Origin of the sequence: Bacillus sp. SRB_8 (assembly GCF_003264205.1) — a bacterium.
Taxonomy (GTDB): Bacteria; Bacillota; Bacilli; order Bacillales; family Bacillaceae_G; genus Bacillus_A; species Bacillus_A mycoides.
This window is the reverse complement of the sequence record NZ_NADT01000019.1, coordinates 32,397-57,497: the sequence shown is the minus strand read 5'-3', so window position 1 is coordinate 57,497 and position 25,101 is coordinate 32,397. Positions and strand designations below refer to the sequence as shown.

General features: G+C 30.7%; 22 protein-coding genes and 2 pseudogenes. 20 read left to right on the top strand and 4 right to left on the bottom strand.

The window, feature by feature from the left end; genetic code table 11:
- Positions 1-195: 195 nt before the first annotated feature.
- From yqeK to B5P40_RS15745, 13 genes and pseudogenes are all read left to right on the top strand, one after another.
- Complete coding sequence (yqeK, locus tag B5P40_RS15805) at positions 196-804, top strand: bis(5'-nucleosyl)-tetraphosphatase (symmetrical) YqeK (RefSeq protein ID WP_085311257.1); 609 nt, start codon at positions 196-198, stop codon at positions 802-804.
- Between the two features lie 13 nt (positions 805-817).
- Complete coding sequence (locus B5P40_RS15800; RefSeq protein ID WP_113709426.1) at positions 818-1,492, top strand: DUF3885 domain-containing protein; 675 nt, start codon at positions 818-820, stop codon at positions 1,490-1,492.
- Positions 1,493-1,516: 24 nt separating this feature from the next.
- Entirely contained in the window at positions 1,517-2,227 is a 711-nt protein-coding gene (mtnN, locus tag B5P40_RS15795; RefSeq protein ID WP_002032255.1) for a 5'-methylthioadenosine/S-adenosylhomocysteine nucleosidase, read from the top strand.
- Between the two features lie 16 nt (positions 2,228-2,243).
- Positions 2,244-2,879 (top strand): SDR family oxidoreductase, encoded by a 636-nt coding sequence (locus tag B5P40_RS15790; RefSeq protein ID WP_113709425.1) that lies wholly within the window; start codon positions 2,244-2,246, stop codon positions 2,877-2,879.
- Between the two features lie 14 nt (positions 2,880-2,893).
- Positions 2,894-3,634, top strand: coding sequence for a class I SAM-dependent methyltransferase (locus B5P40_RS15785; protein WP_061690203.1), 741 nt, complete (start codon positions 2,894-2,896; stop codon positions 3,632-3,634).
- Positions 3,635-3,661: 27 nt separating this feature from the next.
- Positions 3,662-4,510 carry a GNAT family N-acetyltransferase gene (locus B5P40_RS15780; protein ID WP_113709424.1) on the top strand — a complete coding sequence of 283 codons (849 nt, stop codon included), beginning with the start codon at positions 3,662-3,664 and terminating at the stop codon, positions 4,508-4,510.
- Between the two features lie 195 nt (positions 4,511-4,705).
- On the top strand, positions 4,706-5,266 hold the full coding sequence (locus B5P40_RS15775; RefSeq protein WP_113709423.1) for a class I SAM-dependent methyltransferase: 561 nt from the start codon (positions 4,706-4,708) through the stop codon (positions 5,264-5,266).
- Between the two features lie 444 nt (positions 5,267-5,710).
- The gene (locus B5P40_RS15770; RefSeq protein WP_113709422.1) at positions 5,711-6,190 is read left to right on the top strand and encodes an SRPBCC family protein; all 480 of its coding nucleotides are present in this window, start codon (positions 5,711-5,713) and stop codon (positions 6,188-6,190) included.
- Between the two features lie 79 nt (positions 6,191-6,269).
- Complete coding sequence (locus tag B5P40_RS15765; protein ID WP_113709421.1) at positions 6,270-9,440, top strand: ATP-binding cassette domain-containing protein; 3,171 nt, start codon at positions 6,270-6,272, stop codon at positions 9,438-9,440.
- 462 nt (positions 9,441-9,902) lie between these two features.
- Entirely contained in the window at positions 9,903-10,244 is a 342-nt protein-coding gene (locus tag B5P40_RS15760) for a PadR family transcriptional regulator (protein ID WP_002032268.1), read from the top strand.
- Positions 10,241-10,753 (top strand): DUF1129 domain-containing protein, encoded by a 513-nt coding sequence (locus tag B5P40_RS15755; RefSeq protein ID WP_002168325.1) that lies wholly within the window; start codon positions 10,241-10,243, stop codon positions 10,751-10,753. The genes B5P40_RS15760 and B5P40_RS15755 overlap by 4 nt, the downstream gene beginning before the upstream one ends.
- Positions 10,753-12,209 (top strand): annotated as a pseudogene (locus tag B5P40_RS15750) (serine hydrolase domain-containing protein). The gene B5P40_RS15755 and the pseudogene B5P40_RS15750 overlap by 1 nt, the downstream one beginning before the upstream one ends.
- A gap of 130 nt (positions 12,210-12,339) precedes the next feature.
- Positions 12,340-13,152 (top strand): MerR family transcriptional regulator, encoded by an 813-nt coding sequence (locus tag B5P40_RS15745; protein ID WP_113709420.1) that lies wholly within the window; start codon positions 12,340-12,342, stop codon positions 13,150-13,152.
- A 140-nt stretch (positions 13,153-13,292) separates the two neighbouring features.
- Here the strand turns inward: B5P40_RS15745 and B5P40_RS15740 are convergent.
- Positions 13,293-14,008, bottom strand: a pseudogene (locus B5P40_RS15740) (SDR family oxidoreductase).
- 186 nt (positions 14,009-14,194) lie between these two features.
- Between B5P40_RS15740 and B5P40_RS15735 the strand changes: the two are divergent.
- From B5P40_RS15735 to B5P40_RS15715, 5 genes are all read left to right on the top strand, one after another.
- Positions 14,195-14,542 carry a winged helix-turn-helix transcriptional regulator gene (locus tag B5P40_RS15735; RefSeq protein WP_002085409.1) on the top strand — a complete coding sequence of 116 codons (348 nt, stop codon included), beginning with the start codon at positions 14,195-14,197 and terminating at the stop codon, positions 14,540-14,542.
- Between the two features lie 287 nt (positions 14,543-14,829).
- Positions 14,830-15,582, top strand: a complete 753-nt coding sequence (locus tag B5P40_RS15730) for a class I SAM-dependent methyltransferase (protein WP_113709419.1) — start codon at positions 14,830-14,832, stop codon at positions 15,580-15,582.
- Positions 15,583-15,718: 136 nt separating this feature from the next.
- Positions 15,719-16,552 (top strand): alpha/beta hydrolase, encoded by an 834-nt coding sequence (locus B5P40_RS15725; RefSeq protein WP_113709418.1) that lies wholly within the window; start codon positions 15,719-15,721, stop codon positions 16,550-16,552.
- Between the two features lie 117 nt (positions 16,553-16,669).
- Positions 16,670-17,464, top strand: a complete 795-nt coding sequence (locus B5P40_RS15720) for a VOC family protein (RefSeq protein WP_113709417.1) — start codon at positions 16,670-16,672, stop codon at positions 17,462-17,464.
- A gap of 116 nt (positions 17,465-17,580) precedes the next feature.
- A complete protein-coding gene (locus B5P40_RS15715) occupies positions 17,581-18,330 on the top strand; it encodes an aminoglycoside phosphotransferase family protein (protein WP_113709416.1) in 750 nt (249 codons plus the stop codon).
- Between the two features lie 84 nt (positions 18,331-18,414).
- Here the strand turns inward: B5P40_RS15715 and B5P40_RS15710 are convergent, their stop codons facing one another.
- A complete protein-coding gene (locus B5P40_RS15710) occupies positions 18,415-19,383 on the bottom strand; it encodes a phosphotransferase enzyme family protein (RefSeq protein ID WP_113709415.1) in 969 nt (322 codons plus the stop codon).
- Between the two features lie 330 nt (positions 19,384-19,713).
- On the opposite strand from B5P40_RS15710, the gene B5P40_RS15705 reads away from it, so the two are divergent.
- Positions 19,714-20,790 (top strand): helix-turn-helix domain-containing protein, encoded by a 1,077-nt coding sequence (locus B5P40_RS15705; protein WP_113709414.1) that lies wholly within the window; start codon positions 19,714-19,716, stop codon positions 20,788-20,790.
- Positions 20,791-20,860: 70 nt separating this feature from the next.
- Here the strand turns inward: B5P40_RS15705 and B5P40_RS15700 are convergent, their stop codons facing one another.
- Positions 20,861-22,552, bottom strand: a complete 1,692-nt coding sequence (locus B5P40_RS15700; RefSeq protein WP_113709413.1) for a M3 family oligoendopeptidase — start codon at positions 22,550-22,552, stop codon at positions 20,861-20,863.
- 17 nt (positions 22,553-22,569) lie between these two features.
- The gene (locus B5P40_RS15695) at positions 22,570-23,508 is read right to left on the bottom strand and encodes a DMT family transporter (RefSeq protein ID WP_113709412.1); all 939 of its coding nucleotides are present in this window, start codon (positions 23,506-23,508) and stop codon (positions 22,570-22,572) included.
- 124 nt (positions 23,509-23,632) lie between these two features.
- Between B5P40_RS15695 and B5P40_RS15690 the strand changes: the two genes are divergently transcribed.
- Complete coding sequence (locus B5P40_RS15690; protein ID WP_002127535.1) at positions 23,633-25,003, top strand: aminotransferase-like domain-containing protein; 1,371 nt, start codon at positions 23,633-23,635, stop codon at positions 25,001-25,003.
- The last annotated feature ends 98 nt before the right edge of the window (positions 25,004-25,101 follow it).

Below are 25,101 nucleotides of genomic sequence, written 5' to 3'. Positions count from 1 at the left end.
TATAGTTAGTTCCCTTCCTTACAATTAATCAACATTACTATAATATCAAACATTTATGTATTTTGTAGTAATGTTTCTACATTAAATTTCACGTATCGTATTAAAAAGGAATTAAAACATTCATAACGAATATAAAATAAGAAGGATATTTAAACTCCACATTATACTGAAAGATAGTTATAAGGGGGACTTGCTATGTTATATAATGATATATATTCATTTACTCCAACTGGAAAAATAGAAAATGATATTAAAGCTTTTCTATTAAAATACAATAAAGAATTTACATATAAACATTCAATTCGTGTGGCAAATGAGGCGAGAAAAATTGCGAAAATATTTTATGAAGATGAAGAAAAAGCAGCGATTGCAGGGTGTTTACATGATATTAGTGCAATCTTTCCGAACGAGGAGCGGATTATAGTTGCTGAAAAATTTGGAATAGAAATATTACAAGAAGAACGAGAATTTCCAATGATTATTCATCAAAAATTATCGAGAGTAATTGCAAAAGAGGTATTTAAAGTAGAAGATAAAGAAGTTTTAAATGCTATCTGTTGCCACACTACTTTGCGTAAACATGCAACGAAGATGGATTTAGTACTATTTGTTGCTGATAAATTAGAATGGGATCAAATAGGGACACCTCCATATTTAATAAATGTAAAAAAAGCTTTAGGAAACTCTTTAGAACATGCTGCTTTTGTATATATTTCATATTTGTGGGAAAGAAAAGATACATTAAAAGTCATACACCCGTGGTTAGAAGAAGCATATTGGTATTTAAAAGAAATTGTAGAGTAGAAAGGGTATAAAAATGCAATTAAAAGAATATATGAATCAAACATTCCCAGGAGTTACATTAGTACCGTCCATATACTTTCAGTGGGAAAATCATCTTCATTTTGATTTTGGGAAAGATAAATATCAATTCAAAGAAGATGGTAACACGTATAATATGGAATATTTCACACAACTATATAGGTATAATAAAAATCTATTTAAAGATATATTTTCAAAAGAAGATACCGTCTTTTTAGCCACAAATGTTTATCGATTTAAACAGGAAAATATAAAAAATGCGCAGAAAATAAATGTATACAATAGGTTTATTAAAAAGGGGAATTTAAAGTTTCATATAAGACAAGAAACATTCCCTTTTCTATTTGAAGATGAAGAAGCTGACTTATATTGTACATATCAATTTTCTTTACAATGTTTTGCAGAAGATATTAAATATGAACCGCTTATTGAAGCTGTTAATCATGAGGATTTCCCTGACCTACGTCCACGCTTAGGACGAAAAAAAGAAATTTCATATCCAGATGTATTTTTTATAAATGTAACAAAGGATATTATCATGTTTATTTACGATGATAGAGGATGTGAAGTAATTGCGAAGAATAAAGAAAAGATACGGGATTTATATGAGAAGTATAAAGAGTGGATACAAGAATATGAACGAGAGAGTATAGATGACTTATTTACATGAAAATAGGAGGAAGTGAAGTGTATAATGAAAAGGATCGCAATTGTATCTGCATGGGAACCAGAGCTTACGTATTTGCATCAACATTATCCAAGTGAGCGTGTAGAAAAAATAGCAGCTTGGGAATTTCATTTTCATTCTATTAATGAATTAGAAGTTATTTCAGTTGTAACTGGTGTCGGTAAAGTAAGTTGTGCTAGTTGTGTACAACTATTAATAAGTGAATTCCAGCCAGACCAGTTATTTATGACAGGGATTTGCGGGAGTTTATCAGATAAGGTGAAAAATGGACACATCGTTGTAGCTCTTAATACTTTGCAGCATGATGTTACAGCGGCTGGTTCAGGAGAAGATAGTTTTAATCTATATGATGGTAGAACAGCACCTATTGAAACAACTAAATCACTCGTAAAACGAATGAAGAAATTGCGTTCGTATGACCCGGTCCATTTTGGTACATTTCTATCTGGAGATCAGCGTATTCGAAGTTCAGAAATGAGGTATTTACTGCATACTGTTTACGGTGCTTTAGCCGTTGATCAAGAAGTGGCAGCATTTGCTTATGTATGTCGTGTAAATAACAAACCATTTCTATGTTTAAAAGCTGCCTCAGATCAAGCAAATGACAAAACGAAAGAAGAACAAAAGGTTTTTAAAATGTTAGCATGTGAACGAGCATGTGAGCATTTAATTACTTTTTTACGTGTTTATGAGATTACTGTAGTTAACAATGTATAGTAAGAGGAATATAGTGATGAAAGCTACAAATAAAATAGCGATTCTTGGTGCGAATGGAAAAGTCGGAAAATTCCTCGTAAATCAAGCGTTAGAAAAGGGCTATCAAGTACGAATATTAACGAGAAATTCTAAAAATATGACGATAACTAATGAAAATATAGAGACTATCAGTGGGGATGCCCGCGATTTTTCAGTCATACAGGAATTACTTCAAGGGTGTAAAGCTGTGATTAATGCGGTGGGTCAGCCGAAAAATGAACCTTATATTTTTAGTACAGTTACGAAGCATATTTTAAAAGTAATGAAGGAATATGAAATGAAGCGCTATATTCTTATTTCTGGAGGCTCCTTAAATGTAAAAGGAGATCAGAAGGGAATTGCAAATAAAATAGGGGCTAATTTGTTTCGATTATTTCTTCCAAAGATGATGCAGGATAAATATAAAGAATTGCAAATTATACAAAGTAGTGAAATAGATTGGACAATTGTTAGATTACCGTTTGTTATAGAGGGAAATGGGATTGGTGATATTAAAGAGAGTTTAGTAGATATGCCAGGAATCAAAATTCAAAATGGGGATATTGCACCGTTTGTAATAAAACAAATTAATAGTGAAAGATATATAGGAAAGTGTCCGCTCATTTCAAATTAAGAGGTGAATTACAATTGCATACGTATTATGGAGAACTTTGTACAAAGATATATGAAAGTGATAAATCAATTGCAGCCGGAAAAGAATTGGATTTTTATCTTTCTTTTGTAAAAGATAAAAATATACATGTGTTAGAACCAATGTGCGGAAATGGTAGAATGTTAATTCCCTTTATGCAAAATGGTGTGAATATAGAAGGGTTCGATATTTCGAAAGATATGCTTAAAGTTTGTAAAGATAAAGCAGAAAAATTAAACTTAAAACCGGTTGTGTCACAAGGAAGAATAGAAGAATATCATAGTGATAAAAAATACGATCTTATTATGATTCCTATCGGTTCATTTTCACTTTTACCAAATAATTTAGTAGACAATAGTCTTCAAAATATGAAAAACAACTTAAAGGAAAATGGCAAATTACTTCTGACAATTGTACAAGGTGGAAGTGAGACAGAACAAATTTTAGATTGGATAGAGACAAATAGAAAAGAAATTAACAATGAATTAATTGTTGAGTATAGAAAAGTTTCATATGATAAGGCGCAAAAACTTCTAAATATTATACTGAAATATGAAATCATTCATGATGAGAAAATAAAAGAAACTGAGATTATGGATTTTCCTATAAGACTATATGATTTAAAAGAATTTGAAAATATACTTATTACTAATGGGTTTAGTCAAATTGTTGTTCATGAAATAAAAGATGGATATGGTGAAGGTAATTCATTTCATGTATTTGAATGCAGTTTATAACAAGTCAAAGCGGGGGATTATACTTATATGATTCAATACAAAAGATGTAGTGAAGTAAGTATAGATTTAGTGTATAAAGCTTTTAAGGATGGATTTTCAGATTACATCATTAAACTGGAAGTTTCAAAAGAAGATTTTATAAAAAGATTTTTTGGGCCAGAAGGGAATTCGCTAGAACACTCCTTTCTTGCTTTAGACGGTGATAAATGTGTTGGTGTAATACTTGGTGGTATTAAGGTATATGAAAGTATAAAAACAATGCGCTGCGGAACATTAGCTGTTCATCCAGAGTTTCGAGGCATTGGTGTAAGTCAAAATTTATTTGAGTTACATAAAGAAGAAGCGACACAAAATAAATGTAAGCAGCTTTTTCTTGAAGTTATTGTAGGAAACGATCGGGCGATTCATTTTTATAACAAATTAGGTTATGAAAAAGTATATGATCTTTCTTATTATAATTTAAATGATTTAACTAAAATAATGAATAAAGGTAATAAAAATATTGAAGTAAAACAATTAGAATTTCCAACATTTAAAGTTGAAATTCAGAAATGGCTAAGCTTCCATATAAATTGGCAAAATGATATTGATTATATCGAAAAAACAAATCATACATTTTACGGTGCATATGTTGATAGTGATATAAAAGGTTCTGTATGTGTAAATGAACAAGGGAAAATTAGTTTTATTTTCATAGACAAAGATTATAGAAATATTGGTGTTGGGACGAAATTATTACAGGTAGCAAGTGAAGAATTAAAGTTATCAAGTTTATCAATTGGGTTTCCAAACAACAATTTACTGGAAGGGTTTTTAAAGAAATCTGGATTTGAAAAGAATTCTTTAGCACAATATGAAATGTATTTATTGCTATAAAAAGCGGAGGGAATTATTCTTTTCGCTTTTTATTTTGTACTATAAACGTTTTTGCTGTATGTGGGAGGATAAGTAAAAACAACAGAAGTTTTGTTATCTATCTTATTGAACTAACTGGCACTTTAGTTGAAGAAGGGAAAAATATAATAAACATAGAATATATTAATACATTAAAAGCTTTATGAGGTGAAAGTGATGGCAATTAAGCAAGACGAAATTAAAGTAGTAGTCGGAGCTGGAGTATTTAATAATAATCCAGGTTGGGTTCAAACTAGAGAAGATGAACTTAACTTACTAGATAAAACTACTTGGGAAGAGCGATTTGAATATAATTCTATTTCAGCTATTTTAGCAGAGCATGTATGGGAACACCTTACGTTTGAAGAAGGTGTAAAAGCAGCTGAAATTTGTTATAAATTTTTAAAGCCAGCAGGGCATATTCGGTGCGGTGTTCCTGATGCGTTTTTCCGAGATGAAGCATATCAAAATATAGTTCAAATAGGCGGGCCTGGTCCGAAAGACCACCCAGCAGCAAGTCATAAAATTGTTCATAATTATAAAACATTAAAGAAAATGTTTGAAACTGCTGGATTTGAGGTAGTTTTACTTGAATATTGTGATGAAAATGGTCAATTTTATTACAATGAATGGGATGCAAACGATGGTGTTATTTTCCGTTCGAAAAAGTATGATTCTAGAAATAGAGGCGATAAATTTGGTTTTCCATCGCTAATTGTTGATGCAATTAAACGTTAAGTCATTCAACTAAAGCAGGTGCTAGTACTATAATTTCATGAGTCGCAAATGCGGCTTTTTTATTTGTGCTGTAATCCTAAGTTTAACATGGAAGCAAACATACATAATATGTGATTTTGAACATTACATAACTTGATTTGAATACTATATTAGCTCTTATTAACACCATTTATCTTAAAGGAAATTGCTTTTAAATATTTAATGGAAATATTATATAAAATAAATAAATCAACGTTTTCTCATGTTGAATTTTTTTGTGGAAATGTTGAGGTACGCCTATTGTAATAAACACATGGAGAGAATATATAATAAATCAATTAATGTTCAAGATACCATTCACACATTAAATTAATATTTCATTGCCATAGAGATTTCTTTTATACATAAATTCGTGTAAAATAAAACAGGAACATACATTCTGTACAAGAGTAGGAGGAAATAAATATGTTAGCTCAAATAGAGAAACAAACTGATGGCTATATTATAAAATTTGAACGCCAATTTCCCAATACAATAGAGGAAGTTTGGTCTGTTTTAACTGAAAACAGCAAGCTTAAAAAATGGATGTCTAATTTACAGATTGAAAACCTTAAAACAGGTGGAATTATAAAGTTCGACATGATGGATGGTTCATTTTTAAATATTGATATTTTAGAGTGCCAATTAAATTCAGTACTTGAATTCACATGGGATAAAGATCGTGTCCGATTTGAAATACATAAAGAGGAAAATGGTTCTCTTTTACTACTTAAAGAATACATTCATGAATTAACTGATTATACACCAAAAGATATAGCTGGTTGGCATATTTGTCTTGACCTTTTTTCTTCAGTTTTAGAAGAGGAAGAGAAGGAATTTTCTAAAAACGAATGGCAACAATGGTTCGAAAAATACAAGGATGAGATTCAAGAAGTGAGAGGATAATTGTATAATAGGTAATATTCATTATGTAATTATCATATTGTAAAAATGATTTTGTGGAAAAATAAGAATAGAGGTTAATATGAAAGTAAATCAATTAATTGCTAATAACATAAATAAACTTGATACTGTTATTCCGTTTAATAAATCACTTGGTATTGCTGGTTTATCTGGATCTGGAAAAACAACTCTTTGTCAAACAATTGGTGAAGAATCAAAGAAGCGTCTAGTTTCCTTATTGCCAAAGGCTGAATATCAATATTTATTTCCTAATATTATGGAAACTAATTTTAGTGCAATTAAAATGGAAGAAATGCCTTTAGTACTTTTTTTAGGGAAATCATCAATTTCTTCCAATCCGCGTTCGACGATTGGTACTCATACAGGTGTTTTTAAAGAGATTCGTGAAAAATTAGCGGAAGAATTTAATCTTTCTCCTGAAGTCTTTTCATTTAATAATCAATTAGGTTGGTGTGCTGGCTGTAAAGGGCGTGGTACTACTAAAAATATTGAGTGTAAAAAATGTAAGGGGAAACGTTATAGTGAAGAAGTTGAACAACGTACTATTGAGTTATTTGCTGAATCACATACAATTTCGGATATTAACGATTTAAGTGTTGAATCTATTCTTTCACTAGCAGAAGAATTAAATGTTAGTGAAGCAAAACAACATATACTGCAAAATATTATCAATATGAACATTGGTTATTTAACATTAAATCGAATTATGGGTACGTTGTCAGGTGGAGAATTAACACGACTTTACTTAGCTGAATTCATGGCAGTAAGTGAAAATGCTGTAATTATTATTGATGAGATTTCCGTGGGGCTTGATCACGAAACATTATTACAAATATTAGAAGAGATCGAAAGATTAGGGTACAAAAATCAAATTTGGCTCATTGATCATTCAGATACAGTACTGGATACAACGGATGAGCAAATGTTCTTCGGACCTGGTAGTGGAAAATATGGTGGGAAAATCGTAAAAGAATCACCAAGGCCAAAGCCAATACTATCGGAACGAAATTACAAAATGCCAACAGAATATTATACATTCCATGAATTATATTGCCGAAATATCCAAATGACTGAGTTTCAGATTCCTAAAAATAGACTTGTAACTGTTACAGGAGAGTCTGGATGCGGGAAATCTACACTTGTCAATGAGTGTTTAGCTACAGATTTCTTGAAACGATATCCAAAAGATAAACTAGTTATGGTAGGGCAAGATCGAAACCAATCGATTACAAGTCGATCAACTGTAGCAACTTTCTTAGATATTAAAAAGAAACTGACAAAGTATAGTGAAGAAATTGATGATATTTTTGAGCGCTCAATTGAGGATATTATTGATGAAATTCCAAACGAAGATATTGCGTATAAACGCTTGAGCCTACTAATCAAATTAGGACTGGGCTATTTAACATTAGAACGAAAAACACAAACATTATCAACGGGTGAGTTTCAATGTGTTCATTTAGTTTCTGAGTTATTTGCAAAAACAAGAAATCCACATACATTGTTTATTTTTGATGAGCCTTCAAAAGGTTTATCGCAAAATATTTTAAATCAATTTATAGATAGTGTTAGAGGGATATTACAAGATGAATCAGTCTCTATCATAATGATTGAGCATAACAGTTACATGCTAGAAAGTTCTGATTATATTGTCGATTTTGGAAAAAGACAGCTTGAATCTATAGAGCATCTTGATGTAGTAAGTCATGATGATTATTATCGTCAAAAAAGCAGTGTGAATAATGCTGAGCAAATACATATTTCTTCAACACTGAATCAACAAAATGGAATTAATTACTTAGAAGAAAATCATATTGATTATTTTAAAAATGCAGAAAACATCTATAAGGGTGGTATATTAAAAAGCTTATCATCAATGGCTCGTTTAATTTACGGTGAATACGAATCTGATACAATTGCACCTGTAGTTGCTATTGATCTCGAAAGACATTTGTATAGTCAATATAGTTTCTTATATGAAATTGGTGGATTGATCAATCATATTGTAGCTGCTCATCCGACTAATAAAGATACGAGAAGCTTCGATTTCTATTCTCAGGATAATCATTGCCCATCATGTTCGGGACGTCTTCAAATTGAAGTTTTTGATAAAGAAATTACAATTCAAGATAAAAATGTTCCATTTTGGGATGGTCTATTCGATCCGGAAATCATGAAAGTATTAAAATTTTATCAATATGAAAAAATAGAATTTCTATTTGAAGAAATTAAAAATGAGCTTGGTCATGATTTGTCAAAGAGCTATAATGATATGTCTGAGGAAGAAAAACATACATTTTGGTACGGCTATTTTGATAAGTCCTTTTATGATAAGAAAGGAAAGACACGTAGAACATGGGTAGGATTTAATACAATTATTGGCGGATATATTGTTATTTCAAAAGCAGCTATTAAAGAAGATATTAAGACTTCTAAAGAAATGATGACATGTCCAATTTGTGAGGCAACTGTATTAAATCACCAAAAATCGCTTAAATTTGGAGATACAGATATTCGTGAAATTATCAATCAGCCGCTTAATGAAATAATAAAAATTGTAGGAGATTTACCTGTACTCATCAAATTGAAATCTATCGTAGGTGACAATATGATTATGACAGAAGATGTCTCTTTACTGCCTAGGAAAACACAAGTTGCACTGAAAATGTTTGAATTAGAACAAGCAAGCTTTTCAAACTATGAAATGGTGTTACAAAATGTTTTACCATTCTGGAGCCAAATTAAAGGTAATATCGAATCAATCAGCAATAATAATAAGATGACTATTTGTGATTTCCAAAATATCAATGAAACAAGAGAAACTATCATAGATAAGTATTTCACAAATGGAAAATATAAAAAATTAACATATGTGTATGAAGCATTTGGTTATAAAAAATTAGTTACCCAAATTAATAAAATTAAAAAAAGCAACCCATGTCCATTCTGTAACGGAAAAAAAGTTATAACCGAGGATAATCTACATGATGGCGTGTTTAAATTAACAATTCCATGTATAACTTGTAATGCAAGTGGTATTAATGATGAAGGGCTTAAAGAAATTGTTGATGGCATAGATGTACAAACATGGTTAACTGGAAAAGTTAGTGATGTTGTGGATGAAAGCTTACGAACTGAGGATGTTCCAGACATTCTAATATTTAATCGAATTCGTGAGTTGAATAAGCGAGAAATGATGGCAGTTTATGAATGTCTTGAGAAAAATAATTAAATTAAGAAGAATAAAAAATAGTGGTCAGTTAGGGATTAAAAACTCATTTGCAATAATCTGCAAATGAGTTTTTATGTTGAAGAAGAGTTTCTTTAAACGTGTTAAGGTGGATAGATAATAGAGCAAGAAAAATCTATTTGTAATACCAATATAAATTATTCTTAAATTTTAAACTGAAAGGTATTACAGGTTGGCATTTATGTTTAAGTTTTGTTAGTCTTTCTAAGATGTAAATACATTTAGCTCATTTATCTGTGAGAGTTAGTTTTAAATCGTTAATTATGATCATTTATTATATAATTATTGACGTATAAAAATGTTTTTTTGGATAATAATTTAGGTTATTTGGATAATAACAAAAGGAATATGCTACTTTTTTAGTGATTGTATAATTATTAGAATTTTTAAATTTAACAGAAATATATACTTGAATGAAGTATATATTTCTGTTAAATTTATCCTATGGACAAAACAAGTTTAATTAAAGGTCATTTAGAAATGTGTGTGTTATCTATTTTGTCGAAAAAGAAAAGTTATGGTTATGAAATTATGAAAGAACTTGAAGTACACAATTTAAAATTGAAAGGAGTAGGAAGTATTTACCCTATTTTAACTAAGTTAAAAAATCAAGAGTGGGTAAATACTTATCAAGAAGTAACAGACAGTGGTAAAGTTAGAATCTATTATGAAATTAATGAAAACGGGAAAATACGTCTTGAGAAGAAAATTAATGAGTGGTTAGAATTACAATCTGATATTCAAACATTATTAAAAAGTGGTTTGAAAGGAGACCTTCTGAAATGAGGAATGAATTAAACGGTAAAGAAAATCAATTTTTAACTGACGTACTTAAGGAATTAAAGCAATACGATATCAGCTTAGAAGAAAGGGAAAATATTAAGCAACAAATATTAGAGCATATTCAAGAATGTCGTGAAAATGGGGAGGATAGTATAAATGATCTAGGTACGCCTCAATTATTTGTTCAAGATTTTTTAGAAATAAATGAAATTGACCTACAAGTTAAAATGAGGCAACTTCAAAATGAAAAGGGAAATTCGAGCACATTTATCTTAGGTGGCATATTCATCGCAGTTATTACTTACCTCATCTCACAAACTACACTTTCACTATTTTTAACTGAATCATTTAACGGAACTAATAGCAAAAATACATTTAATTATAATCTTTTATATCGTATAGCAGAGAATCAATGGTGGAACTATGTATTAATAATGTTTAGTTTTACGCTCTCTATATTAGTATTTATTAGCCTAGTAAGTTATAAAAAAAGAAAGCTATCTAAAGTATAATGAAGAAAACTATCTATAAACTATTTCAAATTTGTATTCTTTGTAATGTATTAATATTATGTATCGTACATCCAAAAGTTTATGCTCAGCAAAATATTACAGTTACATTAGATAAGTATATTGAAAAATTTATAAAGGAACAGAACATTCCTGGAGCTTCCGTTGCAATTGTACATCATAAAGATGTATTCTTTACAAAAACATGGGGGATTACTGGGGAGTCTGAAAAAAAGGTAACTAGTAAAACCCCATTTGCGATTGGCTCAATAAGTAAATCTTTAACAGCTTTAGCTATAGTCAAGTTAATAGAAGATAAAAAAATAAAATTAGAGGATTCAGTTCAACAACATCTTCCTTGGTTTAAAGTAAAAGATAATCAATCGGCCTCAAATATAACAATCCAACATCTACTAACACATTCAAGTGGAATGAGTACCTATGAAGGTTTAGCATTATCAGATAAGCAATCAAAGACTACTACGGCTATAAAAGAAAATGTAATGAAACTGTCGAATGTAACATTAACTGCTCCCCCAGGACAAAAATATCAATATAGTAATGCAAATTATCTCGTTCTTGGTGCACTTATTGAGGAAGTTTCAAAAGAGACATACTCTACTTATATGGAGAAGCAAATTTTTCAGCCATTAAGAATGAATGGTGCAGCAGCAAATAGTGATCTTATAAAAAGGGTTATTTAACAGGTTATCAATCATGGTTTGGAATACCAAGAAAAAGTACGGTGTCGTATGATAATGGTGGGACACCATATGGATATATTACAGCAAATCTAGAAGATATGATTCAATTCATTAAGTTTTTGAATCACCAAGAGCATACACAATTTTTAAATAAAGATAGTATGGATCTTTATTTATCTCCATTATATAAAATAGATTCAGCGAAATATTATGGTTTTGGACTGAGGACAACAAATATAAATGGAAACGAAAAGATGGTTTGGCATTCAGGCTCAACTCCTGATTCACATGCAGAAATATTTATTTTAAATGAAACTGGCTGGGGTGTTGTGATTTTAACGAATAAAAATCATGTTTTAGAAGAAGCATCACTACCAGAATTTAAAAAAGGGATTATTAATATTTTGAATGGTGAAGAACCGGTTGATATACCAAAAAATATACCAATAGTTCAAATTGTTATGTCAATATTAATATTCGCACTTTTTATTACAGCAATTATGTTAATAATAAAGTATAAACGTAAGGAAATTTGTAAAAAAATGACCTGGCTTTTTCTAGGGAGTTTATTTCTAATATTATCTATTACTTTAATTCCACTTCTTATTTATGGTACAAATTCACCGTGGCAGACGATTAAAATGTTTTCTGCAGATGTAGCGTTGCTCATTAGTATTATAGTTACTTTATTGAATGTAAATGGATTAATATCAATATATATTGCGTTAAAAAGTGAATTGGTAAATAAGTCGTAAGAGCTTTTAATTATATAAATATAATACATTAAATAATCGTTTAAACTGTTATAAATAGTTGACTCTCACACAATGTCATTGTTTAAGCTTAAGTTGAGCTTCGAATAATTGTAATAAATAGGAGGAACTAATGTTCAAAATAGGAGATTTTTCAAAACTTTCTTCCATTAGCATACGTATGTTGAGACATTACGATAAAGTGGAATTATTACAACCAGTAAAAGTCGATGAGCAAAGTGGTTATCGATATTATTCAGCAGCCCAATTAAAGAAAGTAAATCAAATTCAAGTGTTAAAAGATATGGGATTTAATATTGCCACTATTAAAGAATTAGTAGAGAGTGAAAATATTGAAGTAATAAAGTCACAATTTGAAAATCGTAGTGCTCAAGTAAAGGAAGAAATGGACGATCTCAAAAAACAATTACGTCTCCTCGAAGACTCAATGAAAACGATGAGAGAGGATGTTATTGAAATGAACTATCATGTTTCATTAAAAGAAATTCCAGAAAGAAATGTAGCAAGTGTTAGAAAGGTTATTCCATCGTATAATTGCGAAGGGGATTTATGGAGTATATTGATGCAAGAAATTAATGTTAAAAATATTAGTATAGCTAATCCGAGTTATAGTATTGCTACATTCCATGATCAAGAATATAAGGAAAATGATGTGGATGTAGAAATACAGATAAATATTTTAGGGGAGCATGAAAATACAAAAGATGTTAATTTCAAAAAGATAGATCCATCCTATGTAGCTTCAATAACAGTTAACGGAAGTTATGAACAAATGACAGCTGTAAATGAGGCGGCAGCAAAATGGATTGAAACGGAAGGTTATGAGTTAGCCGGACCGATGTTTAATATTTATCATGTTAGTCCAGCGATGGAATCAGATCCTAATAAGTGGGTTACAGAGGTTTGTTATCAGATAAACAAATAAACAATAAAGTAAAAAAGGTATCGTATATGCCTTTTTTACTTTATTTCCATCTGAAAATATTTAGCACAAAGGACTCGTTGATTAACAATAATAGCCTCCTTAATACTAGTTAATCTAAGGAGGCATTGAATTGTTATAAATTAATGATATGTGTATCCTCCATCAGGAAATAATACATTACCTGTAGTAAAACCATTTTGCATTAAATACAGGACAGTATGTGCAATTTCATCATTATACCCAGGTCTCTGTACAAGAGAAAGAGATTTATAATCTTCATAAGCAGCTAGTCTTTTCTCATTTTGTTCATTCTCTCTTCGTATCGTTCCAGGAGAAACAACATTAACTCTAATAGGAGCTAATTCAACAGCTAAAGCTTTCCCTAAGCTTTCAATAGCACCATTACAAGCGCCATAAGCAGGTGCACCTTTAAGTGGTCTTTGACTAAATGCACCGACATTAACACGATAGATCCAGATTTTGAGAGAAAAGGAATCGCATATTTTACGGCGTAATATTGTGGCCAAAACTTTCCGATAAAGCTGCTTTCAGCAATTTCCTCTGTAGCGGTTATTGGTCCAAGTGTGTAAGAGGCTCCCGGTGTGAATAAATGATCAAAATTCCCAACTGTCTTGAAAAAATCTTGTAATTGCTCTTTATTTTGATTATCCAATACATAAGTTTGAAGATGGTTGTTATTTATTAATTCTCGAGAAATTTTTAATTTTTCTTCCGAGCGTCCTGCAATAATAACATGTGCGCCTTGTTCGATTGCTTGTTTTGCTGTTACTAATCCAATACCAGAGCTTCCACCAATGATAACGATACGAGTATCTTTTAATGTAGTAATAGACATATTTTAGCCCCTCCTTTAATAAAAACTTTAAAATAAAACTGCTATACTTTTATTATTCGCTAAAAGATTGCAAGTGAAAAGTACGCACTTTATATGTACATAGTCGCAAATTTCGTACTAATCGCTTGTTATATGGATACATAATATAAAAAATTACTCATTATAATTTATGATTTGAGGAGAGTGGTGAGGAAAGTGAATTTAGAGGAACCGAAATTAAAAGGGGTAATAGCGACATTACAAATAATCGGTGGGAAATGGAAGCCACTCATTTTATTTATATTATTAACAGATGGAACGAAACGGTTTGGTGAATTAAAGCGATTAATACCAGGCATTTCTCAAGGAACATTAGCGAAGCAGCTTCGTGAATTAGAGCACGATCAACTAATAAAACGCGAAATTTATCAAGAAATACCACCTAAAGTGGAATATAGCTTAACTGAGCATGGAAAAACAGTCAGTATTGTTTTGGATAGTATGTGTGGTTGGGGAAGAGGACATTTAGAATATATCGATAAAAATAAACTATAATATTATTATGTAAACTAAATAGGATGTGTCGAAACATATCGTTTTAATAATTTGTATTTTATAATATATAATTAAATAGTGTTATAGGTTATTGTATATAAAGTTTTCTGGATGAAGTGATATAGATGAAATGCTGTATCGTTCGAAGTAACTAGTTGTTCGGGGCTGAAAAAATGCGTAGCAGATATAAAAGAAGACGTAGGCCCTTTCACGATAATATCAACTATGAGTCTATTTCGAGAATCATCTAAACAGTTAATGCATTTTTACAAAGGGGAAATAATAAAATGAATGAATTAGAGTATAAAAGTTTTTATGATAAAGTGGGACGATTAAATGGGTGGGACTTTAGTAAGCTAAAGTGTGAAACTGTAGGTGACACTTGGGACTTTTATGGAGAAGTGCAAGAAAGATGTAAACCATCAGATATTCTACTTGATGTTGGCACAGGTGGAGGAGAGAATATATTAAAAATAGCATCTTCAGCTGCATTACTGATTGGAATAGATAATTCTAATGGAATGATCAAAACAGCACATTCCAATTTGAATAAAGCAGGTGTACAAAATGTTGAATTTCTTCAAACGGATTCGGAATTTTTAACGTTTCCGCATGCTCATTTTGATATTACTTCAAGTTGTCATGTGCCGTTTGTAGCACCTGAATTGGCAAAAGTAATGAAAAAAGGTGCTTTTTTCTTAACACAACAAGTTAGCGAACATGATAAATTAAATCTTAAAGAAGCATTTGGTAGAGGGCAATGTTTAGGTGAAAGAGATGGTACGTTAAAAGATAATTATATGGGTGAACTTATTAGTGCAGGATTTGAACTCGTACAAGTACGTGAATATGATGTTACTGATTATTACAGTACTCCTGAGGATCTTATTTTCTTATTAAAACATACGCCTATTATTCCTAGATTTGGAGAAAAAGAAGAGGACTTTAATATTTTACAAAAGTTCATTGACGCTAATAGTTCCGAAAAAGGTATTCGTACGAATTCAAAAAGGTTTATGATTATTGCTGTTAAATCATAGTGTATTTTAACGTAAAAGCTGATTTTCTTTAAAAGAAAATCAGCTTTTTTTGTGGAAAAGAATGCAGGGGAAACTTAAAAATCATAGAAATAGGTAAAGTGGTAATCTAAAAATTGAAATATAGGGGATAATTATTTTGAAACGTTACTATATTAACAACGAAAAAATAAACGCGCATATTACTGAGTGGGGAAATAATGAAAAGCCCGTTATCTTTTGTTTACATGGGTTAGGTAGTACGAGTTTAAGTTTTATAGAAATTGCAGAGGAATTAAAGGAAGAGTATAGATTTATCTCCATTGATGCACCTGGGCATGGTAAAACACCGCCCTTTGAAAGAACGGAAGATTATGAGATGCTGAATTTAGCAAACTGGTTAAATGAAATAATAAATGAACTGAGAATTGAACATTTCTATTTTTTATCACATTCGTGGGGAAGTTTTGTAGCACTATTTTATTTATTAAATAATCCAGAAAAAGTACTAGGAAGTATTCTTATTGATGGTGGATATCAAACAAAAAGGCTTCAAGAAGAAACGCTTGAAGAGGAAATCGCGTATTACGAAAAGGATTTTGAAGAATATATTTTTAATAATTGGGGTGGATTTTTCAAAAGTGAAAAAGAAGCATATACTAGGTGGTCTCCATTAGTAGAAGTTGCTGTAAAAGACCTAGGGATTGAAATGGATAATAAAGTATGTTGGCATGCGAGAGGTACAACAGCTGGTAATATAATAAGAGGTATGCATAAAGATGAAACGATAGATATTTACGAGAAGTTACCATCTAATATTATATTGCTTCGAGCTACAGTTCCACAAATATGGGATGAATATAGAGATAAAACAGTGAGAATTTTCAAGTTAAAAACTGGCGCGAAAGTAAAATTAATCTCTGATACTACACATTTGTTACACTGGGATAAACCAGAAGTTGTTATAGAGGAAATAAAAAGTAATTGGAGCTAACATATTCATACTAAAGTTGTAGTTTTTATATAAAAAATCCACCCTTCGGTTTGATTTTATCTATTTATAAGTGTAATACAATAAGAATAGATAATAAGAAACAAGGGGGAATGTAAAGTGATTACACATATATCAGATATAAAACTACAAACGGTTTCTATAGAAGGGGTAAAACAAGTTTATAAAGACATATTATCTTTTCCAATAAAAAAAGAAACCGCATCATATATTCAATTTGAAGTAACACCGTATACAACAATTAGTTTTCAAGAAGTATATGAACCAATTGCACCTGCGCATTTCGCTTTTGAGATCCCATATTCAAAATTTCATGAAACGGCAAAATGGCTTAAAGAGTCTGGATTACTCATTGTGAAATGGAAAGATGGTCATACAATTGGTGAGGAGAGCGGTCTATTCAATTTATACTTTAAAGATGGTGATGGAAATCTTCTCGAAATTATCGCACATAGTTATATTAAAGAAGAGGTATTAGTCCCGCATTCACCGTTAAACATTTTATACGTAAGGGAAATTGGTCTTCCGGTTAAAAGTGTACCTGTATTTACGGAATGGTTGAAATCAAATCTAGACATGAAAACGAAGGAAGATGGGGATATTTTCAACTTTGTTATAGGTGGCACTGCATATATCGTTGCAACCTGGTGGCAGCGACCGTGGATTCCAATCGCGATGAAAGCTTTACCACCGAAAGTACATGTTTCATTCGGAACACCGGATCATGCGTTTTTACAACAAATCCAAAATAACTTTAAGAAAAATGGTGTTCCATTTGAAAGTAAACATACTGAAGTATTGTTTATTCAACAAGGGTATTCATTTTCTGTTTTGCATACACCGGAGTTTCATTCCGATATTCCTAGAAAATTAAACTTACCACTTTCTATATAATTATAGGGAGGGGTAAGTTTTTTTCATTTTCATGAAGAAGGGTTTCAGTATAATTACACTGAATTTATAGAGGACTATAAGGCGTTATTCTAATTTACTGTAAGGAGAGAAATGAATTGAATCTAGGAAATCCGATAGCCAAAGGAAATACGGCTGAAATTTATCTTTGTGATAATAAAGTTGTGAAATTGTTTAAAGAATACCTCCCTAATACAGAATCTCTATACGAAGCACGAAAACAAAAGTATGCATATTCATGTGGTTTACACGTTCCTAAAGTATTTGAAGTTACAGAGATACAAGGTAGACAAGCTATTATTATGGAATATGTAGAAGGGGAAAGTGTTGGTGAGCTTTTGCTTAATAATTTGAGTAAAGCGGAGCATTACATAAGTATATGTGTTAGTGTACAACAAAAAATTCATGCTATATCTGTGAGCTCGGATGAAATAGAACCGATGGAAGAAAGGCTTTATCGTCAAATTAACTCCGTACATGATCTGGATGAAAAACAAAAGGGAAATATATTAAAAAAGTTAGATTCAATCACATTTGAACCTAGAGTATGTCATGGTGATTTTCATCCGTTTAATTTAATTATGAGTAATGGTGATGTGAATATTATAGATTGGGTTGATGCTAGTTCAGGTGATATTCGTGCAGATGTGTTTCGGACATACTTATTGTATTCACAGAATTCAGTGGAATTAGCTGAAATGTATTTACATATATATTGCAGTAATACTGATCTAACAAGAGATGAGATCTTTCAATGGGCTCCTATTATTATTGCAGCTAGATTTTCTGAGGAAATATCTCCGCAAAATGAAGTGTATTTGAAAAGATTATTGAATCAGTATTTATAAGTAATGAAACAAAGGTTATCTAGTAGCTAATTAATAAATGCTGTTGTTTAACTACAAGAAAACTTTAGTTAAACAACAGCATTTTTAAATATTGATATAGGTATACTTATTTTCTATCTTCATTCTATAAAGATTCATTATCCGTACTTCTTCCTCAGTTAATTCTTCTTTATCCCAATACATATGCATTAAGCTATATTCGAATATCTCTTTTAATTTAGTAAACAATGGTAGCTGGTCTAGCATCTCTTTAGGTAAATCATTTTCCTCTTTGTATCCTTCAACTATTGCTTTTGTAATAGAACTCTCATAGTCAACTATGTTACCATTCCCAACGAATGAATACTCTATCGCACTATAAATTGGGACTGCTAAATCAAATATATAAAAATGTTTCTCACAGTCTTGAAAATCAATCATTGTTAAATTTGAATTATTTTCGACTAATATGTTTTCTAACCATAAATCTCCGTGTATTAAGCCATAATTTGAAGGATTCTTTGGCAGTTCCTTTATAGAAGCTAAAACGTCAGATGCAATTTCTCTTATAGTAGTTTCTTCTTTAGGGATATAGTTAAGAAAATTATACTCTTCATTTTCATACCAGTCGTTTATATGATTTACCGGTTGAATTCTTTCAAAGTTTTTAGATATACGATGTAATTTTCCAATTTGTTGACCAAGCTTTTTAAATACATTAGAATTCCAGTCGTTTCTTGGTAAATGTATACCAGGAGCAGCTTTATATAATACAGCAAAAACTTCTTTGTCTAATGTTATTTTCTCTACTAAATTCCCCTTTGAAGAAGGTATTATGGGAGGGACTCCTAAGCCCTTTGGATATAAAAAGTTCGTATATGTAACTTCTTCTAATTGCTCTTCATATGTTTTATAGTTTGTAATTCTAACGAAGTAAGTACCTTGTGCTGTGAGACATTGATACATTTCATTTGTTATTGGTTTCATTTCAATAAAATCCAATGGATATAGTTTATTAATTAGTTTAAGTATCTCTTTTTCTATATTATTCATTTTAACTTTCTTTCCAAACATAAATTTTCCACTCACAAAACTACTAGTTCCTTAACTTACAAATTTCGTGTTTTATTTGGTAGAATCCTTTAAAAAAGATTTATCCCGTAAAAGTCCGATTAGTATGGGATAATAATCAGTGGGGAGGAACAAAATCCCCACTGATTAAAGTTTCACTTTATTGGAAAGTTAAGTAAATGTATGACAAAATAAGATAGCTGAAAAAATATGAAATGAGTAATTACATATGATATTTAAAGGTTCTAGAGGGTGGTTAATGTTATAAACCACAAGAAATATCAAAAGAAAGAAGTGGATACTTCTTATAATATTTAGTGAGGAGGGAGATAAATGAATGAACATATACAGCTAATGATTGAATGGATTGAGGGCAATTTAAAAAAGGAGTTTTCATTAGATAAATTATCTGATTATATGGGGTATTCTCCTTACTTCTGTTCGTTTAAATTTCATCAAGTAACAGGGATAAGTATTAGACGATATATTCTTCTTAGAAGATTGTATTTATCAACGGAAGATTTGACGAATGATAGAAAGATAATTGATATCGCATTTGATTACGATTACTCTTCGCAAGAGGCTTATAGTAGAGCATTTAAAACTGTTTTTGGTATAACCCCAGGAAAATTCCAACTTAACAAAATACCGGTTCAATCATTTATTAAACTCTCAATCAATGATGGCAAGGAGTGGGATAGAATGAATTTTTCTAGAAAAGTTGAAGTTAATCAGTTACGAAATGCGAAGAGTGAGCTGTTTGATAAAGATGTACTAAACATATTAAATGGTCAATTTATGTATGAAGAATTTAAAAGTGAAAGACTAATGGGGGAGTCTGATTACGCTCCATTTAATGAAGCTATGTGTGTAAATGCGACTACTGCACAGATTTTTGATGATGAGTTTATTAAAACAAGGGCAGAAGGACATCAAGGTACTGTAGAAAATTATATGAAAAAGGTTATTCATCCTTTAGAGAATCTTTTTAAAAAAGAGTATAAATGTATCGTTTTATGGTTTGGTGAGGATATGTTTTGCCAAATGAATCTACTTACCGTACTTTCTTACCTTGAACAGTCTGATTATAAGGGAAAAGTATACTTAAATAGCTTCAGAGAGGATGAATTTAAAGTAAGTCAAATTGAACTTGAATTAGGGAACTATTTTTCTGTTTATAATGAAGTTCTAGTAAATCATAAAAAGCCATCTCATGAGATACTACCTGTAATGTATCAGGCGATAGATTTATATTTAGAGATGCTAAAAGAAAATAATGTAGTAGTAAAGTATATCTCCAAAAATAAAGATTTACCAACACAAGAGTTACTAAAAAGGTTGTTTAATCTTTTTCCAACAATAGGATATGGGGACCTACAATATATAGAGCTTATTAATAAAGCGAGATGAAAATTGAAACTAATTAGAAGAGAATACAGTAAAAAAGATGCACCTAAAAGTATAGGTGCATCTTTTTTACTTATATTTGTTCAAGTAAATTTAATTCCTCTTCTACAAATGCCATTAATTCTTTTATTGTCTCACTAGAAAAATCAAAACGAATTCCAGCTGCTTCATATACCTCTGGTAAGGATTCAGAGCTACCTAGAGATAATGCTTTTTTGTAATTTTGTAGTGCTTGTTTAGGATTCTCTTTATATTGTTTATACATTTGCAATGCACCAAGTTGCGCGATTGCATATTCGATATAATAGAATGGTATTTCGAATATGTGTAGTACAGGTAACCAGCCAGTTGCTATCCAGTTTTCATAACCTTCAATATTTACCACATTCGATTGGTAAGTGTTATGTAATTCTAAATATTTTTCATTTCTTTCTTTAGCAGTATGATTTGGATTTTCATACATCCAATGTTGGAATTGATCAACGATAAGCATTTGTGGTAAATACTTAACAATATCTTTAAAGAAATCTAATTTTGCTTTTATAAATTCTTCTGTATTCTCATAAAATGTATCCCAATACTCCATCGAAAACAATTCCATTGTCATGCTGGCTAGCTCAGCTGATTCTGAAGGGATTTCTAAATATTTTTGTAGCTTTAGCTGCTTCATACATTCATTATGAATACTATGGCCCATTTCATGGAGGAAAGTAGTAACATCATAATGTGTATGATTGAGATTCATAAAAATAAAAGATAATTGAGAAGCAGGTAAGTGTTCGCAAAATCCTCCAGGTGCTTTTCCTTTACGACTTTCTAAATCTAAGCAATCATTTTTATGCATACGGCTCAATAATGCAGAAAATTCTGGATCTAGTTTTTGTAAAATATGAGAACTTTTTTCGATTAAATCACTCTCATCTTCAATGGGTTTTAATACTTTTTGATTTGGTGCGGCTGCTTTTAGATCCCACGGACGAAGTGTATCTACTTGAAGTTCAGCTTTTTTCTCATTAAATATATTATCAATAAGTGGCACAACGTATTTACGAACGGATTCTGCAAGTTCATAGCAATCATCAGCCGTATAATCAAAACGTTCATGTTTTTTAAACATATAATCACGATAATTATCTAATTGAATGTTTTTTGCCTTTTGGTGACGGATTGCAATTAATTCATTTAAAATATGTTGTAAATTATTTTCAACAGATAAAAATTTTTCATAAATGAGCGTTTTTGCTTTTTTTCGTATATCACGATTCGGATTTTGTAAGTAAGACTGTAGTTCAGTAATTGTTTTTTCTTCGCCATCCCATAGTGCAGTCAAACTGCCTGTAATTTCGAAGTACTCGGTTACTAATTTGTCTTCTTTTACTTCTAAATCAATGTTCTTTTCACAAAATAATGTTTGCGCATTTTTTATTTTTTTATCTAGTAAGCTATAAGTTTTTGGATCAAGTTGCATTCGAAATGGTGACTCTAAATATTTATTATCAAAGGAATTTTGATAACGTTTCAAAAGAGGCCTTACATATTGTTGATCATATTCAAACGTATCTTTTATTTCTTTGTTATCTGTATTACATTGAAAGTCAATATAGTGTGATCTCAATTGTTCTTCGATTTCCCATATTAATTTCGACTGTATTTTCAGCCAATTTTCTAAATCTTCTCCTGAAGAAATGGGTTTACTTAATAAAGTAGATAATTCGTTCTCTAGCTCATGTATATTACGGATATCGATCGTATTAGAGTTCTGCATTATTTACCCCTCACTTTTTATTTACTCAAGGAGGTATTCTTCTTTTTCGCTATGATTCCTTTTTTTTCTAGAAAATTTGTACCTATTACTCCAAGAACAATCATAAGTGTACCGACAATATGATAGTAGGCAATTTGCTCGTGTAAGAATACAACGCCTGCGATAATGGTAATAAGTGTAGATAAGTTGCTAAAAACACTTATTTTTGCTGCTTCAATATAAGATAATGAATAGTTTAATAATAATGCTGTCAGTAAGGAAGATAGTAATCCTAAATATAAAATGGAGATAAGGAATGTTCCATTCGTAAATGGCTTAAAGTATACAGTTATTGTACCTTTGTTCATATGGTCAATGATTGCGATGAAATTAAAACTAATAAAACCGATTGCTGTCATTGTGTATGTTAAATCCATCAGCTTGAATTTCTTTGTCATTTTTCGAGCTAATACATTGTAGCAAGCAGATGATAATGCCGATAATAAAATGAGAATAACACCGATAAAGCTCGTTTCATGAGCCCCTATACCATTCATAACAAATATATAAATGACACCTATGACAGAAATACATACTGATGTTTTTTGCCATGTATTCGTATATTCTTTTAAAAAATAGGAAGCTAGTATCATCGTAAATATAGGGATCGCTGCTTGTATAATTCCAGCTTCAGATGAACTTGTATATACTAAGCCAAATGCTTGGAAAGCAAAGAACAATGCTGGATAAAATATTGCGAGTGGTAAAAGTGTAAGTATGTTTTTAAATGATATATTTAACTTTACAAAACCGAAAATAACCGGAATGGTTGCTGCTATGAAGGCAACTGTAAAACGGTGAGCCAGAGTATCAAGAGGACTCGTAATGGTTAGTGCTAGTTTCACAAACATAAATGAAAACCCAATAATAAATGAATAGAGTAATGCTGATATATATGCTTTTGTTGTATTTGTCATAATTCCACCTCATAGTAGTTGATTTCTTACTGGCCAGTATAAGTACATAGTAATCCTTCTGATCTAGTGCTACAATGTGAACAAATACAAACTGTACCGGTACAAAAAAATAGGAGGTGTAATGATGTATAAATATTTACATGTTTTGAACGACTTAGAAAGTATGATTCAAAATGGTGAGATAAAAGAAGGAAAGAAATTACCGTCTATACGGTCGCTTGTTACACAATATGAATGTAATAAGGCGACTGTAATACGAGCGCTGCATGAATTGGAAAAGCGTCATATTATTTATTCTGTACCTCAAAGTGGATACTACGTTGTTAAGAAATCTGGAAGTTACGTAGAAAGTAACGAGATTATTGATTTCGCTTCTTCGGCCCCAGATCCAGATGTTTTTCCATACTTAGATTTTCAGCATTGCATTAATAAAGCGATTGATACCTATAAGAATGATTTGTTTATATACGGAACACCGAAAGGGTTACCATCTTTAATTTCGGTTGTGCAAAAACAGTTAGCAAACTATCAAGTTTTCACGAAGGAAGATAATATATTTATAACGTCAGGTGTGCAGCAAGCACTTGCTATATTAACTTCAATACCATTTCCGAATGAACATAATATGATTCTAATTGAACAGCCAAGTTACCATTTATATATTGAATATGTAGAAACAAATAACATTCCTGTAATCGGAATTAAGCGTACGCATGAGGGGATAGATTTAAATGAACTAGAGCGGATATTCAGCACAGAAAAAATTAAATTCTTTTATACAACTCCAAGATTTCATCATCCACTTGGAACTTCGTATTCTAAAAAAGAGAGAGAAAAGATTATTAAACTTGCGAAGAAATATAATGTATTTATAGTAGAAGACGACTATTTAGCAGATTTAGAAACTGATTCAAAAGTAGATCCGTTTTACAGCCAAGATAATTGTAATCATGTTATATATTTAAAAAGTTATTCGAAGATCATCTTTCCTGGTTTGCGAGTCGGTGTTGCAGTCATCCCGCAATCCATTGCAGATGCCTTTTATAAGTATAAAAAGATTTTAGATATCGATAGTCCTATGATTTCGCAAGCTGCTTTAGAAATTTACATAAAGAGCGGAATGTTTGATCGGCATAAACATAAAATAAAAGCATCTTACTACAATAGGTCAAAAAAACTAGCGGCAGTAGTAGAAGGTGTTCAAAATGAAAATCCACATTTGTTTACTTCTAGAACAGTAGATCCAATTGGAATACACACTTGTTTACAGTTGAAAAAAAATATAGTCACGGACACATTTATTAAAAATTTAAGCAAGAGTCAAATAAGCATAGATTCTATTGATAAAAATTATTTAAGTAACTTTCATAAAGAGAGATTGTTAAAGTTAAATGTATCTAATGTAAAAGAAGAAAAGATTGAAGAAGGGATTGGCAAAGTAATTGGGGAAATAAAACGAACGAACCGTGTGGATTTTCAGTTTAAAAAAGAATAAAAATTATGAGGGGGCGTGTTTTGAATAGAATAGCCTTGTTTGTATGTATTGCTCTTATTGATTCACAATATTATTGTTTAATTACAAAAAAATCGTTA